Source organism: Leucobacter soli, from assembly GCF_042659205.1.
Classification (GTDB): Bacteria; Actinomycetota; Actinomycetes; order Actinomycetales; family Microbacteriaceae; genus Leucobacter; species Leucobacter soli.
On the sequence record NZ_JBHSRW010000043.1, the window covers coordinates 1 to 15,151 of the forward strand.

At 69.5% G+C, this 15,151-nt stretch carries 15 protein-coding genes; 2 read left to right on the forward strand and 13 right to left on the reverse strand.

All coding sequences use genetic code 11. The features are described from left to right. From ACFPZL_RS04720 to ACFPZL_RS04765, 10 genes are all read right to left on the reverse strand, one after another. Positions 1–600, reverse strand: a 600-nt coding sequence (locus ACFPZL_RS04720) for a M14 family metallopeptidase (RefSeq protein ID WP_382334784.1), incomplete at its 3' end; no start/stop codon positions are given. Between the two features lie 37 nt (positions 601–637). After that, entirely contained in the window at positions 638–1,423 is a 786-nt protein-coding gene (locus ACFPZL_RS04725; RefSeq protein ID WP_328798029.1) for an amino acid ABC transporter ATP-binding protein, read from the reverse strand. Further along, a complete protein-coding gene (locus ACFPZL_RS04730) occupies positions 1,420–2,400 on the reverse strand; it encodes an amino acid ABC transporter permease (RefSeq protein WP_218115797.1) in 981 nt (326 codons plus the stop codon). The genes ACFPZL_RS04725 and ACFPZL_RS04730 overlap by 4 nt, the downstream gene beginning before the upstream one ends. A gap of 32 nt (positions 2,401–2,432) precedes the next feature. After that, complete coding sequence (locus ACFPZL_RS04735) at positions 2,433–3,359, reverse strand: transporter substrate-binding domain-containing protein (RefSeq protein WP_218115799.1); 927 nt, start codon at positions 3,357–3,359, stop codon at positions 2,433–2,435. 64 nt (positions 3,360–3,423) lie between these two features. After that, on the reverse strand, positions 3,424–3,999 hold the full coding sequence (locus tag ACFPZL_RS04740; RefSeq protein WP_218115801.1) for a cysteine hydrolase family protein: 576 nt from the start codon (positions 3,997–3,999) through the stop codon (positions 3,424–3,426). A gap of 76 nt (positions 4,000–4,075) precedes the next feature. Beyond that, positions 4,076–5,560 (reverse strand): aldehyde dehydrogenase family protein, encoded by a 1,485-nt coding sequence (locus ACFPZL_RS04745; protein WP_218115803.1) that lies wholly within the window; start codon positions 5,558–5,560, stop codon positions 4,076–4,078. A gap of 47 nt (positions 5,561–5,607) precedes the next feature. Next, entirely contained in the window at positions 5,608–6,090 is a 483-nt protein-coding gene (locus ACFPZL_RS04750) for a carboxymuconolactone decarboxylase family protein (RefSeq protein ID WP_218115804.1), read from the reverse strand. Beyond that, positions 6,087–6,887, reverse strand: a complete 801-nt coding sequence (locus ACFPZL_RS04755) for an alpha/beta fold hydrolase (protein ID WP_218115806.1) — start codon at positions 6,885–6,887, stop codon at positions 6,087–6,089. The genes ACFPZL_RS04750 and ACFPZL_RS04755 overlap by 4 nt, the downstream gene beginning before the upstream one ends. Continuing rightward, a complete protein-coding gene (locus ACFPZL_RS04760; RefSeq protein WP_218115808.1) occupies positions 6,884–7,933 on the reverse strand; it encodes an LLM class flavin-dependent oxidoreductase in 1,050 nt (349 codons plus the stop codon). The genes ACFPZL_RS04755 and ACFPZL_RS04760 overlap by 4 nt, the downstream gene beginning before the upstream one ends. A 54-nt stretch (positions 7,934–7,987) precedes the next feature. Then, the gene (locus tag ACFPZL_RS04765; protein ID WP_218115810.1) at positions 7,988–8,938 is read right to left on the reverse strand and encodes a flavin reductase family protein; all 951 of its coding nucleotides are present in this window, start codon (positions 8,936–8,938) and stop codon (positions 7,988–7,990) included. A gap of 254 nt (positions 8,939–9,192) precedes the next feature. Between ACFPZL_RS04765 and ACFPZL_RS04770 the strand changes: the two genes are divergently transcribed. Both ACFPZL_RS04770 and ACFPZL_RS04775 read left to right on the forward strand, forming a co-directional pair. Further along, positions 9,193–9,879, forward strand: a complete 687-nt coding sequence (locus ACFPZL_RS04770; protein ID WP_218115812.1) for a GntR family transcriptional regulator — start codon at positions 9,193–9,195, stop codon at positions 9,877–9,879. Between the two features lie 61 nt (positions 9,880–9,940). Further along, entirely contained in the window at positions 9,941–10,384 is a 444-nt protein-coding gene (locus ACFPZL_RS04775; protein ID WP_218115814.1) for a DUF4229 domain-containing protein, read from the forward strand. A 49-nt stretch (positions 10,385–10,433) separates the two neighbouring features. Here the strand turns inward: ACFPZL_RS04775 and ACFPZL_RS04780 are convergent, their stop codons facing one another. From ACFPZL_RS04780 to ACFPZL_RS04790, 3 genes are all read right to left on the reverse strand, one after another. Next, positions 10,434–12,365 carry an ABC transporter ATP-binding protein gene (locus ACFPZL_RS04780; protein WP_218115816.1) on the reverse strand — a complete coding sequence of 644 codons (1,932 nt, stop codon included), beginning with the start codon at positions 12,363–12,365 and terminating at the stop codon, positions 10,434–10,436. Further along, the gene (locus ACFPZL_RS04785; RefSeq protein WP_218115818.1) at positions 12,362–14,200 is read right to left on the reverse strand and encodes an ABC transporter ATP-binding protein; all 1,839 of its coding nucleotides are present in this window, start codon (positions 14,198–14,200) and stop codon (positions 12,362–12,364) included. The genes ACFPZL_RS04780 and ACFPZL_RS04785 overlap by 4 nt, the downstream gene beginning before the upstream one ends. An 87-nt stretch (positions 14,201–14,287) precedes the next feature. Beyond that, positions 14,288–15,151, reverse strand: an 864-nt coding sequence (locus ACFPZL_RS04790) for a 1,4-dihydroxy-2-naphthoate polyprenyltransferase (RefSeq protein ID WP_382334788.1), incomplete at its 5' end; no start/stop codon positions are given.

Genomic DNA, 15,151 nt, shown 5'->3' on the forward strand with positions numbered 1-15,151 from the left:
CAGCATCCAGCCGAGCCGCTGCCGGAGATCCGCCCGTTGCTCCTTGCCTGCGGATCGGCGCACACCGGCCACGACGCGCACCACCGGCACCCCGGTCCGGGCCGCAGCCGCTTCGAGGCCGTGCGGATCCCGATCCTCGATCCCGTAGGACGTGCCGAGCGCCGCGGCCAGCGCGACGCTCCGCTCGTAGGCCGCGTCGTCCGGGAAGCGGTGGCGGCTCGGCACGAGCGCGTACGGCGCCGCCTCCATCTCGTCCCCTGGGGAGACGAGATGGATGACTGCGTCCGCGCCCGGGTACGAGTTCTCGACGACCGCGTCGATGCGGGCGGACAGCCCGGATGCGTGGCCGCCGCCGCGGGGCACGGCCCCGTAGGAGCCGGGCAGCACCGGCCAGCCGACGAGCTCGAGACCGAGCCCGCCCTGCTTGGCCTCCTTGTACACCGCGCGGAGCACCTCCGGGCCGAGCACGTCGTCGGCGTGCGATCCGCCGATCAGCACCGCCCGGGCCCCGCCCGCGGGGCCCGGTGCGGTGAATCGCGGGAACCGGGCGATGTCGCCGAGCAACCCGCCGCCGATCTTCATCCAGTCGATGCGCGCCATCACCGCATCCGTTCCGTCACGACGATCCTCCGCCTGCTCATGTCGACTGGAAGAACTGCTGCGTGCGCGGATTCTGAGGGTTGTCGATGACCTGCGCGGGCGTGCCCGTCTCGACGACCCGCCCGCCGTCCATGAAGTAGACGCGGTCCGAGACCTCACGGGCGAAGCCCACCTCGTGCGTGACGACGACCATCGTCATGCCCGTGTCCGCCAGGTCCCGCATCACGCGCAGGACCTCGCCGACCAGCTCGGGGTCGAGGGCCGAGGTCGGCTCGTCGAACAGGATCGCCTTCGGCTGCATCGCGAGCGCTCGGGCGATCGCCACGCGCTGCTGCTGCCCGCCGGAGAGCTGACGCGGGTAGGCGTCCGCCTTCTCGGCCAGGCCGACGCGGCGCAGGTAGTCGAGCGCCAGCGGGCGGACGTCGCGCTTCTTCCTCCCGAGCGTCTCGATCGGCCCGATCATCACGTTGTCGAGCACGGTCATGTGCGGGAACAGGTTGAAGGACTGGAACACCATCCCCACGTTGGCGCGCTGCTTCGCCAGAGCGGCGGGCGAGACGTCCTGCAGGTGGTGCCCCTTCTTGACGTAGCCGATCATCTCGCCGTCGACGTAGACGTCGCCGCCGTCCGGCTTCTCTAGGTAGTTGATGCAGCGGAGGAGCGTGCTCTTCCCCGAGCCCGAGGGGCCGAGGATGGTGATGACCTCGCCCGGATCGACGTGCAGGTCCACCCCCTTCAGCACCTCGAGCTGCCCGTACGATTTGCGGAGCTGGTCGACATAGATCATCGGCACGATCGCGTCCTGCGTCGTCTCGGCGTTCATCGCGCTCCCTCCCGGCCTCGACGGCTTGTGGCCGCCGCGGCCCTCTGACCGCGCACGCGTGTCGCGACGGTCCTGATGCTCTCGGTGATGGCCGAGGTCTGCACCTGACGGTCACCGCGGGAATAGTGCTGCTCGATCTTCGATTGGATCGCGCTGAGCACGGTCGTCATGATCAGGTACCAGATCGACGCCACGATGAGCAGCGGGATGATCTGATAGGTGCGGTTGTAGATGTCCTGGGCCGCGCTCAGCAGCTCGCCGAGGGCCACGACGCTGGCGAGCGAGGTGTACTTCAGCATGCCGATGACCTGGTTGCCGGTCGGCGGGATGATCGCGCGCATGGCCTGCGGCAGGATGATCCGCAGCAGGGTGCGCCGCGGCTTCATCCCGAGTGCCATCGCGGCCTCCTTCTGGCCGGGGTCGACGCTCAGGATGCCGCCGCGGACGATCTCGGCCATGTACGCCGCCTCGTTCAGGCCCAGCCCGAGGAGGGCCGCGGTGAACGAGGTGATGAGCATGTTGGTGTCCAGTTCGAGGAACTTCGGCCCCCCGAACGGCACGCCGAGGCCGAAGATCGGGAACAGGCTCGCCAGGTTGTACCAGAAGATCAGCTGGACCAGCGCGGGCGTGCTCCGGAAGAACCACACGAACGCGCTGGACGTGACGACGAGCACGGCGTTCCCCGAGAGCCGCATCACCGCGAGGATGATGCCGAGGATGGTGCCGAACACCATGGTCAGCGCGGTCAGCAGGATCGTGATCCACGCACCGTTGAGGATGTGGGGGTTGAGCATGTACTCCCCGACCACATCCCACTCGAATCCGGGGTTGGTGACCAGCTGGAAGGCCAGCCACACCGCCCCGAACACGACGACGAGAGCGCCGATCGCAGTAGCGACGTTCAGCCGCGGCACGCGTCTGGTGTCGACGTGGCTCGTGCCGGGCTCGAATCTCAGTATCTGTTGTCTGGAACTCATCGTCTTACCTCATGGAGTGCTGGTTGAACGGCTCAACCCTTGCCGATGGTGATCTCTTCGAGCGCACCGCTCTCGACGCCGTAGGTGCCCAGGTACTCCTGGTACCAGCCGTCCTCGAGCAGCGTCTGCAGCGCAGCCTGAAGCGCAGCGGCGAGCTCGTCATTGCTCTTCTCGACGACGAGGCCGGTGAGCGCCTCGGTGCCGGGCACGTAGCCCTCGGACACCTGCAGGTCGGAGGCATCGGTCTGCTGCAGGTAGACGCCGCTCGCCTTGCCCATCAGCATGGACTCGGCGCGGTTGTTCTGCACGGCGAGGATCGTCGCGGCGCTCTCCGCGAAGACCTCCACCTTGATCGCCTCCTTGCCGGCGTCGACACACTCCTGACTGATGCGCTCGACGGTGCCCTGCTGGCTGCTGCCCTGGGTCACCGCGATCTGGTGTCCGCAGAGATTCTCGGGATCGATGTCGACACCGGCCTTCGTCAGCACCGCGATCGAATCCTTGTAGTAGTGGACGAACTGCGCCTGCTTGCGACGGTCCTCGGTGTCCTCGAGCTGGTTCATGGACACGTCGAAGCGGCCGTTGGCGACGCTGGGCACCAGCGACTGCCAGTCGATGTCGGTGACCTCGATCTTCACGCCGAGCACCTCGCCGACGGCCTCCATCAGGCCGATCTCGATGCCGGTGGCCTCGCCGTTCTCATCCTTGTAGTCGAACGGGGCCCAGGTCAGCGACGTCGCCACCTTGAGCGTGCCGCTGTCGCGGACGCTCGCGGGGAGCAGAGCGCGCGCATCCTCGTTCACGGCATGGGTGCCGCCGGTGGTCGGCTCATCCGTGCCGGCGTCGCCGCCGGTCGAGCCGCCGTTCGACCCGGCGCAGGCCGTGGCGAGCAGCATCACGGCGGCACCGGCCGCCAGGGCGCGCGTGAGGCGCGTGTTCAAGCTGATTCGGTTCTTCATTTTCTTTCTCCATTCACTTCATCGTGTGAGTCGTGGTCGGTCGGATCGTGGTCGTGGTACGGGGTCAGGCTCGGAGTCGGGAGGTGTCGGTGATCGTCAGCTGCGGCTCCCGCCCGCGGAGGATCGCGGTCGTCGCGCGATGCATGGCGTCGTCGGCCGCACCCACGGCGTCACCGATCACGTGGACCTCCATGCCGTCGTCGATCGCCGCGAGTGCGGTGGCGAGGACGCAGCACTCGTAGGCCACGCCGGCGAGGTACAGGGTGCCGCTCTCCCGGAGTCCGGCGGGCAGTTCCGCGGGCACCCATTTCGAGAAGGTCGTGGCATCGAGCACGTGCTCCGCCCCGACCTCGCCGAGGTCGATGTCCCAGATGCCGTCGCCGCTGCCGTCGGGGAGGGGAGCCTCGGCGCGGGTGAACTCGCTCCACTTCTCGTAGTACGGCGCCCAGCTGCCGGTCCCCTCGGTCGGTGGGACGAAGCGGGTGTAGACGACCCGCTCGCCGAACAGCGGGACGAGCTCGCGGACGGCCGCGCGCACGGCGTCGTACGACTCCATGCCCCAGCGGCTCTCCGGGCGGCTGAACGCGAACTGCATGTCGACGACCATGAGCCAGCCGTCGGGGCGATCGGTATCGGTCATCTGCGCGTCACCTCCAGGGTCGATCGGGAGCGGTCGGGAATTGGGAATGGCCGGCTGCGGCGGGGCGGCGTCCGGGCTACGAGAGCTTCGTGAAGACCGAAGTCGTCTCGAGGTACTCGTCGATGCCGTTCGGTCCGAGTTCGCGACCCCAGCCGGACTCCTTGTACCCGCCGGTCGGCATGGTGACATCGGGGCCGGCATGCACGTTGATGCCGATGCGGCCGACGCGGAGCCGGTTCGCCACGCGATGCGCGCGCTTCACGTCGGTGGTCCAGACCGATGCGGCCAGGCCGTAGCGGGAGTCGTGGGCCAGTCGCACGGCCTCCGTCTCGTCGCCGCTGAAGCGCATCGCCGCGACGACGGGGCCGAAGATCTCTTCCCGTACCACCGACATGCCGGGCGTCACGTCCGTGATGACGGTGGGCGACACGAAGTAGCCGCGCTCGGCACTCAAGCGCTCGGTCGCGATGCTGGCGCCCTGGTCGACGGCCGAGTCGATGAACGAGGTGACGGTCTCGAACTGGCGCTCGGAGGCGACCGGTCCCATCTGGGAGCGCTCGTCGAACGTGTACCCCACGTTCAGGGCGCCGGCGTGGCCGATCAGGCGTTCGATCACGCTGTCGTAGATCTCGTCGGCGATGAGCAGGCGGGACCCGGCGGTGCAGACCTGCCCGGCGTTCGAGAAGATGGCGCCGGCCGCCCCCTTCGCCGCCTCGTCGACATCGGCGTCGGGGAACACGATGACCGGCGACTTCCCGCCGAGCTCGAGGGTGACCTTCTTCAGGTTGCCCAGCGCTCCCAGCGCGATGGCGCGGCCGGTCGCGGTCGAGCCGGTGAAGGAGACCTTGTCGACGTCGTGGTGCTCCACGAGCCCGCGGCCGATCTCCGGGCCCTCGCCGATGACGACGTTCAGCACGCCTGCCGGGAGGCCGGCCTCGAGCGCGATCTCGGCCATCATGATGGCCGTCAGCGGCGTCACCTCGGAGGGCTTGAGCACGCAGCTGCAGCCGGCGGCGAGCGCGGCGGCGACCTTCCACGCGGCCATCCCGAAGGGGGAGTTCCACGAGGTGATCAGCCCGACGACTCCCACCGGCTTGCGCTGCGTGTACGCATGCAGGTGCGCGTTGGGACGGCGCAGATCGATCGCGACGCCCGCGACCTTGTCGGCCCAGCCGGCGTAGTAGCGGAACACGCGCGCGGCCTCGGGGATCCGATTGCTGCGGATCTCGTGGTACGGCGCGCCGAGGTTGTAGGCCTCGACGACGGCGATCTCCTCGGCCCGCTCGTCGATGAGGTCGGCCATGCGCCACAGCACTCGAGCGCGGTCGTCGGCCGGCAGCTCGTGCCAGACGCCTGCATCGAACGTGGCTCGGGCCGAGCGGACGGCATCCTCGAGATCCGACTCGCCGGCGACCGCGACCTCGGCGATCGGTCGCTCGGTGCCGGGGTCGATGACCTGGCGGAGCGGACCGCCGTGGCGGGCCTCGCCGTCGATGATGAGGCCCCACTGCCGCTGCGGCATCGCGGGGGCCTGCTCGGGTGCTGCGGGAAGAATCGGCATCTTCCGCTCCCTTCTCGGGTGTCTGCTGTCTGTTCGTCGGAGTGGGTCTAGCGCGCGTTCGCGGACTCGCGCACGGCCTCCGCGGACACGGCGTCCGCAACCGCGGGACCCGCAGCCACCGTATCCGTATCCGAGGCGTCCGCGGCGGTGCGCTCGCGGTGCTGGGCGACCACCTCGCGCATGACCTTGTGCCCGCTGACGCCGGCCGGGATTCCGGCGTACACGGCGATCTGCTTGACCAGTGCGAGGAGTTCCGCCTCGTCCAGCCCGTTGTTGATCGCGCCCTGCGTATGGATCCGGAACTCCTCCATGCGGCCCAGCGCACCGGTGATCGCGAGCACGATGATGCTGCGCTCGCGGAGCGAGAGGGTCTCGTCGGTCCAGATCTCGTCCCAGCAGTAGTTGGTGACGAGCGGCTGGAAGCCCGTCGAGATGAGATCGTCGGGTCCGGTGGCGCCGTCGACGTAGGCGTCGCCGAGGACCTGGCGGCGCACCGCCAGGCCGTCAGCGCTCAGCTCCTGAGGCCTCATTGCTCGCCGCCTGTCGCGAAGTGCTCGGTGATGACACGGGCGACCACTTCAGGCGTTTCGCTGAGCAGGCTGTGCTTCGCTCCCTCGACGATGACGGCGCGGCCGTTCTGCACGCGTTCCGCGATGAGCTCGGACATGCGCGCGGTGGACCCCACGTCGCCTTCGCCCGTGATGGCCACGGTCGGCACGGCGATCTCGCCCAGGCGGTCGACGTGGTCGGTGGTCGCGAGCACCCGGTAGGAGGCGGCGTAGCTCTCGCGGTCGAGATGCCGCAGCTGCGCCAGCACCTTCTCGCGGACCTCGGGGTGCTCCTCGATGTACTCGGGCGTGTGCCAGCGGACGACGCTCTCCTCCGCGATCTCCTCGATCGTATTGTTCTCGATGCGGTGCAGGCGTGCGAGCGAGCGCTCGCTCTCCTCGGGCGTTCGCCCGGCCACCGAGCTCACCAGGACGAGGCGGTGCACCCGCTCCGGGTAGTTCAGAGTGATCGCCTGCGAGATGATGCCTCCGAGCGAGCAGCCCACCAGGTCGACGTCGTCGAGGCCGAGCGCGTCGAGCAACTCGACGTGATCCTTCGCGAAGTCGTCGACGGTCCACGGCGGGGTCAGCTTGCCCGAGGTGCCGTGCCCGCGCAGGTCGTAGCTGATCACGGGGCGATCACGGGGCAGCAGCTCGATGACCTTGCCCCAGTAGTCCGCCGAGGCGCTCACGCCGTGGACGAGGACGATCGGGCGCCCGTCGGCGAAGAGGTTGCGGACGTGGACGTTGAGGTCGGTCTTGCGCTTGGGGATGATCACTTGCTCTCCTCCGTGAATGCGGGCATGACGTCGCGGGCGAAGCGACGGATGGACTCGAGGTGCTCCTCGTGCGAGATCCGCGGGGGGACGAGGTAGAGGTACACGTCGGTGCCGGCGGCCTCGAAATCGCGGAGGCGCGGGATCATGTTCTCCGCGGTGTCGTACATCTGGTTGTTCCGGATGATGTTCGGATCCGACCACGCGGGCTCGCCGTACTGGCGGGGGTCCCGGAAGGCGACCCAGCCGTCGACGACCTCGCCGCCGGTGTCGAAGAGATTGTCGAAGTGGCCGCGGTGCTCGATGTAGGTCTCCGCCGCCATCAGCACCTCCTCCTCGTTCGCACCGACGTGGGTGCTGCGGAGCGTCATCATCTGCGGCTCGAAGCCGTTGTCGACCTCCTTCGTCGCCGCGATGCGGCGCTCGTTGAGCGAGACGAGCTCTTCGTAGCCAAGACCGAGCTGGTTGACCATGACGTGGGCGCGGTTCTCGACCGCGAGGCGGAACGACTCGGGATTGCGCGCCGCGACCCAGATCGGCGGACCCTCGGGAGTGAGCGGGCGCGGGCAGGAGGTCGTCTGGTCGAAGCGCCAGTTCTTGCCGTGATGCGCGTGGTTGCCCTCCCAGAGGCCGCGCAGCGCGGGGAGCATCTCCGCAAGTGCCTCGCGGGCCGCGTCGGGTTCGATGCCATCGGCCATCCGGCTGAACTCGTAGGGGAATGCCCCGCGGCCGATGCCGAGTTCGAGGCGTCCACCCGACATGTGGTCGAACAGGGTGGCCTCACCCGCGAGCTTGACGGGATGCCAGTAGGGGGCGCATACGACGGCCGGCCCCAGCCGGATCGTGGAGGTCCGATCGGCGACGTACGTCAGCAACGAGAACGGGTTCGGTCCGATGGTGTACTCGTGCCCGTGGTGCTCGCCGACGAACCCCATCTCGAAGCCGCACTCCTCGGCGGTCTGGAAGACCTCCACGAGGTTCGCGAGGTTCTCCTCGATCGTCTCGCCGGGCGTCAGCCGCGCGAGGTCGGTAGCAATTGCAAACTTCACCTAATCCACCTTCGATTCGTTGTCTCTGTCGTCGTCCGTCGTCTCGGTCGGCCGTCAGTCGGCCTGCTCCACCCGCATCAGCGTCCCCTCGGCCTGCGAGCCCGAGTAGACGCCGAAGCGCGCCTCGATGCGCTCGCGCTGGTAGCGGCGGAGGATCGATTGCTCGACCGTCTCGGCGATCGAGAGCGATCCCAGCTGCTCGAGATCGACGAGCTCCATGCCCTCGGCGAGGCCGCCGACCGGGCCTTCGAGCACGCCGCGGTAGATGAGCACCAGACGCTCGTCCTCCGCCTCGTAGAGCGAGAAGAGGAAGTCGATGCCGGCTTCGGCGCCGACGAGGCCGCCGGCCATGCCCGCGAGGTATTCGTCTCCGAGGCGCGTGGAGCCCGTGCGGTTCTTCGGGATCTCGAGCTCGTCCTGTTCGTTGCGGCGCAGTACGACCCGCCCGTCGTCGGCGGCGAGGATCCACGCGACCGTGACCGATCCGCTCGGGCGTGCGCTGTACTGGGCGATCTCGTCGCCCATGCTGAAGGTCTGGAACTGGCTCTGGAAGAAGCCGAGGGGCCGGTAGTCCTGCGCCTCGCACGCGTACACCTCACCGATGAGGATGTAATGATCACCGGCATCGACGACCTGGTGCCGACGGCAGGCGAGCCACGCGCCGACGCCGGAGAGCAGAGGTGCACCGGTCTCCGTGGTCGTGATCGGCACATTCGCGAACTTCTCCTCGGAGGTGCCGCGCACGAACTGGCGGGCGAGTCCCTGCTGCTCGGCGCTGAGGATATGGATGTTGAAGCCCTCGGCCTCGGTGAAGGCCTCGCAGCTCGAGGACTGCTTGCCGATGCAGAAGAGCACGAGCGGCGGATCGAGGGACACCGAGGTGAAGGAGTTGGCGGTGATGCCGCGGTACTCGCCATCGCTTCCGACGGTCGTGACGATCGTGACGCCGGTGAGGAAGGAGCCCAGGACCTGGCGGAACGTGGTCGGATCGATGGAAGTGGTCACCCGGAGCTCTCCTTTGAAATCTGGTTCCGCCGTGACCGGCGGGGCCGCTGCCGGTCGAAGACCCTGCTCTTCGACTGCTGTCATACAACGTACAACAGCTTGCATATCGGCGCAAGGGGCGACCTCGATCCCGTTTCGAGACCGACTTCGACGCCGAATTCGACACCGAGTTCGACGACACCGGCGAGGCCGTCGACTGCCGGACCGCGCCGTTCTGCACGGCTGCGCCCCGCGATTCGGCTAGGGTGGCATCTATGAGCAGACAACCGTCGTCCCTCCCCGGACGACCGATCACCCGTGCTCCCGCGCTGGTCCGGGAGCAGGTCGCGGAGTACCTCCGCGACGGGATCACCAGCCTCCGTCTGAAGGCCGGCACCCCTCTCATCGAACGCGAGATCTGCGAGGCGACCACCGCGAGCCGCACGACCGTGCGCGAGGCTCTGCGACAGCTCGAGACCGAGGGCCTCGTCGAGGTCGACCCCGGCCGGGGCGCGGTCGTGAAGCGGCTCTCGAGTCGCGAGGTCCGCGAGATCTACGCGGTGCGCGCCCAGCTCGAAGGCCTCACCTGCCAGCTCTTCGCGAAGCACTCCACCGAGGAGCAGCGGATCCGGCTCCGCGCCGCGGTGCAGGAGATGGCGCGTTACCAGGACGACCCCCTGCAGATGCTCGACCAGAAGGAGCTCTTCTACGAGGTCCTCTACGAGGGTGCGGATAACCACGAGGTGAAGCGGCTGCTCCAGGGCCTGAGCCGAAGGATCAAGCTCGTGCAGGCGACCTCGCTCACCATGCCGGGACGCCCGGCGCGCTCGCTGCGGGAGATCGAGGGCATCGTCGAGGCGCTCGAGCAGGGCGACGGCGACCTGGCGCGGGAGCGCTGCATCGCCCATATCGAAGCGGCCGCCGCGACCATGATGGACATGCCCCACGCGGAGATCTACTGAGGCGCGGGACCCCGCCCGGCCCTCGGATTCCGCTCAGGCGCGGTCGATTAGACTCGGCGTCGTGAATCACCGCACCGCCTGGATCGTCTACACGCTGCTGCGACTCGCGTTCTTCGCGGTGCCGTTCGCCGCGCTCATGATCCTGCTCCCGCTCGGGGGCATCGGCCAGTGGCCGACCATCCTGATCTCCAGCGCCGCAGCGGCGCTGATCTCGGTGTCGCTCTCGGTGATCCTGCTCTCCCGCCCGCGCGAGGCCGCGGCGGAGAGCATCTACGACTGGCGTCTGCGCAACCGCACCGCCGACGACATCGTCGAGGACGAGGCGCTGGATGCGGCGCACGCCGCACCCGAACCCGCGACCGGGGCGATCCCCGACGCCGATACCGGCAGCGGGCCCGGCAGCGGGCGCGACAGAGGAACCGAAAGCGGAGCCGAGACCGGCGCCGCGGCCGGGATCACTGCCGACGGCACTGAGGATCCCGCGCGCCGCAACCCGGAGGCCTAGGCTAGGGCAAAGGGCTCGGACGCTCCGGGCTCGGCTCGGAGCGTCCCGTTCAGGCGAGCGAATCCAGCCAGGCCCGGTGCAGCGCGGCGAACCGACCGCCCCCGGCGATCAGCGCAGCGGGCTCGTCGTCCTCGACGATCCTGCCCCGTTCCATCACGAGCACCCGGTCCGCGATCGCGACGGTCGACAGCCGGTGCGCGATGATGACCGCCGTCCGGTCGGCGAGCAGACGTTGCAGCGCCTCCTGCACCAGGCGCTCGCCGGGCAGGTCGAGCGAGGCCGTCGCCTCGTCGAGGATCAGCACGACCGGGTCGGCGAGGAATGCCCGCGCGAATGAGATCAGCTGCCGCTGACCGGCGGAGATGCGGCCGCCGCGCTTGTGCACATCGGTGTCGTAGCCGTCGGGCAGAGCCGTGATGAATGCGTCGGCGCCGACCGCGCGCGCGGCCGCACGGATCTCCTCGGAGCTCGCCCCGGGCCGGCCGAGCGCGATGTTGTCGGCCACCGTGCCGCTGAAGAGGTAGGCCTCCTGCGTCACCATAACGATGGCGCGCCGGAGGTCCCCCGGGTCGAGGTGGCGCAGGTCGATGCCGTCGAGCGAGACGCTCCCCGCGAGCGGGTCGTAGAACCGGGCGATCAGCTTCGCGAGCGTCGACTTCCCCGCGCCCGTCGTGCCGACCAGCGCGACGGTCTGCCCGGCCGGGACGAAGAGTTCGCAGCCGGAGAGCACCAGACCGCCTCCCGGCCCCGCGTAGCCGAAGTCCACGCCGTCGAAGCGCAGCTCCCCCCGGGCGCGGTCCAACGGCACCGGCCGCAGCGGGTCGGTGACCGTCGGCGCCTCCTCGAGCACGCCCGAGACCTTCTCGAGGGCGGCCGCGGCGGACTGGTAGGAGTTCAGGAACATCGCCACGTCGTCGAGCGGGCCGAAGAAGTTGCGGACGTAGAGCACGGCGGCCAGCAGCACGCCGATCGCGAGCGCTCCGTCGCTCACGCGCAGGGCGCCCCACAGCAGCACGAGCGCGATCGTCAGGTTCGCGAGCAGCACCAGGCCGGGATCGAGCACGCCGTAGAGCTTGATCACTCGGAGGTTCGCGACGCGGTAGTCGTCGGAGACCCGCGCGAAGACGCGATCGTTGCGCGCCTCGCGCCGGAACGCCTGCACCGCGCGGATCCCGGTCATCGTCTCGACGAACTGCACGATGAGCCGCGCGCTCACCACGCGGGTCGCCCGGAAGCCGCGTTGCGAGGCCCGCACGAACCACCGCATCAGCAGGGCGAGCGGCAGTCCCATCCCGACGAGCACGAGCCCGCTGCGCCAATCGATGATGAAGAGGGCGATGACGGTGAAGGATCCGATCAGCACCGCGTCGACGAGCTCGTTGAGGCTCCCGTCCAGCAGCTCCTGGATCGATTCGAGGTCGCTCGTCTGGCGCGAGATGATGCGCCCCGACGTGTATCCCTCATGGAACTCGAGGCTCAGGCGCTGCGTATGCCGGAATATGCGCGTGCGCAGCTCGATCATCACCGCCTGCGTCAGCCGGGCGATGAGCACGATGTACCAGCCGACGAGCGCAGCGCCCGCCCCGCCGGCGAGCAGGTAGGCAAGCACGACGCCGGCGGTCGCCCACCAGTCCCCGTCGTCGATCGCGAGCGGCAGTGCCTCGTCGATGCCGACGGCGATCAGCATCGGCCCGACCGCGCGGAGCGCCGCCGACACCACGACGACGAGCGCGGTGAGCAGGATCAGCCGGCGCGACGGGCGCAGGATCGACCAGAGCAGTCGCAGCGAGCGGCTCCGGATCGCGCGGCTCTCGGCCCGGCTGTAGGTGTCACGATCCTCTCCCCGCGTGCCGCGAACGCTCGCGACGGCATCGCTCGCAACCGGATCGCGACCGACGGCGGAATCGTCGGCAGTCGGATCACCCGAGACCGGATCCTGCCCGGCCGGATCCCGCTCGGCCGGATCGAACTCTGTGCTCATGATCCGGCCCCGTCCTCTTCGGACAGGTCGCCCGTGCCGCCGGCGCGGGCGACCTGCTCGCTCTCGAGCGTCGAGATGAGGAACCGGTAGTGCTCGCTCGTCCGCAGCAGTTCGCTGTGCGCGCCGACCTCGATCACTCGCCCGTCGCGCATCACGGCGACGCGATCGGCCATCGACACGGTCGAGGGCCGATGCGCGACGATCAGCACCGTCGTCTGCGCGAGGGAGCGGCGCAGCCCCGCCTCGACCCGGGCCTCGGTCTCGACGTCGAGCGCGGAGAGCGGGTCGTCCAGGACGAGCACGTCGGGGGCGGCTGCGATCACGCGGGCCAGGGCGATCCGCTGCCGCTGCCCGCCCGAGAGGCTCAGCCCCTCCTCGCCGACCTCGGTGTCGAGCCCGTCGGGCAGTTCGTGGACGAACCCGGCCTGCGCCGCCTCGAGCGCCGCGAGCACCACCTCGTCCGCCTCCGCACCGCGCGGGTCGAGATCCTCGCGCCCCAGCAGCACGTTCTCGCGCACGCTGGCCGAGAAGAGGATCGGATCCTCGAAGGCGATGCCGATCCGTCGCCGAAGCTCCTCGAGTCGCAGATCTCGCACGTCGACGCCGTCGAGCTCCACCGCTCCTCCCGTCACGTCGTAGAGCCGCGTCGGCAGAGCCGTGATCGTCGTCTTGCCGCTCCCCGTCGCTCCGACGAGCGCCATCGTCTCCCCCGGCCGCAGGGCGAGCTTCACGCCGTCGATCAGATCGCGCTCCTCCGTGCGCGCGTCCGGATAGCGGAAGTGCACGTCGCGGAAGACGAGAGCCCCCGCCGGGCCCGGGCCCGCCGCGATCGACACCGGCGAGGCGGGATCCTGCACCGTGATCTCGGCGTCGAAGACCTCGAAGACGCGATCGGTCGCGGTGCGGGCGTCGATCAGGAACGAGAACAGGAACCCGAGCGAGGCCATGGGCCACTGCAGCGCCGCGGCCATCGCGAAGAAGGCGAACAGCTCGCCTACCGTGAGGGTGTCGCGGCCGACGAGCACGACACCCGTCAGCAGGCAGAGCGCCAGCGCCAGCGCCGGCACCAGGTCGTACCAGAACCACAGCAGGCCGACCTCGTGGGCCTTGCGCAGCTCGGTCTCGCGCAACGACTCGGCCTGGCGCCGGAAGCGGCCGAGCGCGTAGGCGCCGCGCCCGAACGCCTTCAGCACGCGGATCCCGTGCACGCTCTCCTCGACCGAGGTCGCGAGGTCTCCGCTCTGATCCTGGCTCTTGCGGGAGAGCGCGCCGTACCGGCGCTCGAAGCGGAACGCGAATATCCAGATCGGCAGCGAGCAGATCAGGAACACCGCCCCGAGCGCCCAGTGCCAGCGGAAGAGCAGCACGGCGCCGACGAGGATCGTGAGCAGGTTGATGAGCAGGAGGATCGCGCCGAAGCCGAGCCACCGCCGGATCAGGCTGATGTCCTGCATCATCCGGCTGAGCAGCTGACCCGACTCCCAGCGGTCGTGGAACGCCACCGGCAGCCGCTGCAGCCGCTCGTAGAAGCGCTGCCGCACGGCGAACTCGACCTCCGTCGCCGGAGCGAGCACCAAGACGCGGCGGAAGAAGATCAGCATCGCCTCCACGATGCCGAGACCCAGCACGCCCAGGGTCGCCCAGACGATGAGCCCCCGGTCGCCCGAGGCGAGCGGGCCGTCGACGACCCACTGCAGCACCAGCGGGATCAGCAGGCTCGCGATGGCGGCGCCGAGCCCGACGACGATGCCGCCGATCAGGCGCGGCAGGGCAGGGCGCACGAACGGCAGGAGCCGGGCGAGAGCGCGCGGAAGTGAGAGCTGAGAAGTCGTCATGATCCCTTCGAGTGACGCCGCTCAGCCTAGCCCGCGGGCGGAGCAGCGAACAGGGCGCCGCCCGCCCAGCGGGACGGGGGCGCGGCCTCAGAAGGCGAACGCGATGCCGAGGAGCACCCCGTAGGCGAGGGCCGCGAGGCTCGTCAGCGCGAGGGCGAGGATCAGCTCGCGCGCCGTCTTCGCCCAGAGCGTGATGACGACGGCCGGGATCGTCGCGAGCAGCGCGAACCAGACGAGCAGCATGCCGGGGTAGACCATGAAGTAGAGGCCCGGCACGACGAACGGCAGCAGCACGCAGACGACGTAGAGGATCCGCGAAGCGCGGTCGCCGATCCGCACCGAGAGGGTGCGCTTGCCCGCGAGTCGGTCCGTCTCGATGTCGCGGGTGTTGTTCAGGATCAGCACGGCCACGGCGAAGAAGCCGACGCCGGCGCCCGCGATCCACGGTTCCTGCAGCTCGAGGTCGGTCTGCAGCCAGACCGTGCCGACGGTCGCGACGATGCCGAAGAAGACGAAGACCGCGACCTCGCCGAGGCCGGCGTAGCCGTAGGGGCGCTTGCCGCCGGTGTAGAACCAGGCGGCGGCGATCGCGACGGCGCCGATCGCGAGGAACCACCAGCGACCGCTGAGGATCACGGCGACCAGACCGCAGGCGGCGGCGAGCGCGAAGCAGACGAGCGCGGTCGCGAGCACCTTCTTCGGGTTCACGAGACCGCTGCCGGTGAGCCTGGCCGGGCCGACGCGGAAGTCGTCGGTGCCGCGCACGCCGTCGCTGTAGTCGTTCGCGTAGTTCACGCCGATCTGGAGCAGCAGCGCGACCGCGAGGGCCAGCAGCGTCAGGCTCCACGAGAAGCCCTGGGCGAGCTTCGCGATGCCGGCGCCGACTGCGATCGGGGCGATCGCGAGCGGCAGCGTGCGCAGCCGCGCGCCCGCCACCCAGTCCCGCCAGGT